The organism is Oleiphilus sp. HI0125 (assembly GCF_001635355.1).
Map to the genome: position 1 here is coordinate 1 of NZ_LWGF01001483.1, position 912 is coordinate 912.

Genomic DNA, 912 nt, shown 5'->3' on the forward strand with positions numbered 1-912 from the left:
TGGCGCGATGCCGTAGCACTCGGCCCAATATTTTGGGTAAGAAAATAAGTGTTTGTCTGCTTTCATATTGGTTAGGTACTGCTGTTAGAGACGCGCATTCTATATCTACTTATGGATTTGACCAAGTGTTTGAAGTGTTAAAATAGATCAAAAAATAATCAATGGCTGCTTTCCTCACAAACTTCCTTGTCCTTGCCGCTGGTGAGGCGTCTCGTTTTGGTTCACCTAAGCAATTGGCAGAACTTCAAGGTGATACACTCTTGCAGCTCGCAGAGAGACGAGTGGAGACCTTAGCACAACGACTTCACGAGTCAGGGTACGAGTCTAAGTCTTATCTGGTTTTAGGAGCGAACAGAGAAAAAATATATTCTGCTGTCGATGCTCAGAAATGGACCGATGTGGTCGTATGTGAGAACTGGAAAGAAGGCATGGCAGCAAGTATTTATGCGGGACTTTCGCATTGTTTATCTCGGAAGAGCTTACTTAATCAAACCCAGCAGGGCACGCTCATTTTGTTGCTTGATCAGCCGGTATTGAATGATTCTGATTTAGTGCGTTTCTTGCTCAATGCTATTCAGAAAAACTGCATGTATGCCTCGGCCTATCCTGATTCGATTGGTCCACCAGTATACTTCCCAAAGCAATCAATGAATGACTTCATGCGGTGGTATGAGAGCGGAGGTAGACGGCCGAAGAAATTTCTTGGCGAACACGATGTAAAAGTTGGCAAAGTAGGGGGTGTTCAACAAGATGTTGATACGCCTGCAGACTTAGCAAATCTCGATAGGCCCGTGGTCTGAGCGCATTGCGAGTATGCTGTAAGGAAGACGCATAGTTAGTATTACGGTGTACAAGATCTATTATGATTGATCAGTAGATTATATTTGGGCGCGTCATTCATTCTTCGTTTGC

Annotated in this window: 1 protein-coding gene; it reads left to right on the forward strand. The window is 44.2% G+C overall.

Annotated elements, in window-relative coordinates:
• Positions 1-161 precede the first annotated feature (161 nt).
• Positions 162-800 (forward strand): NTP transferase domain-containing protein, encoded by a 639-nt coding sequence (locus A3762_RS24980; protein WP_068756043.1) that lies wholly within the window; start codon positions 162-164, stop codon positions 798-800.
• The last annotated feature ends 112 nt before the right edge of the window (positions 801-912 follow it).

Coding starts and splice junctions, on each gene's coding strand:
- A3762_RS24980 (WP_068756043.1), top strand. CDS start 162: ATGGCTGCTTTCCTCACAAACTTCCTTGTCCTTGCCGCTGGTGAGGCG.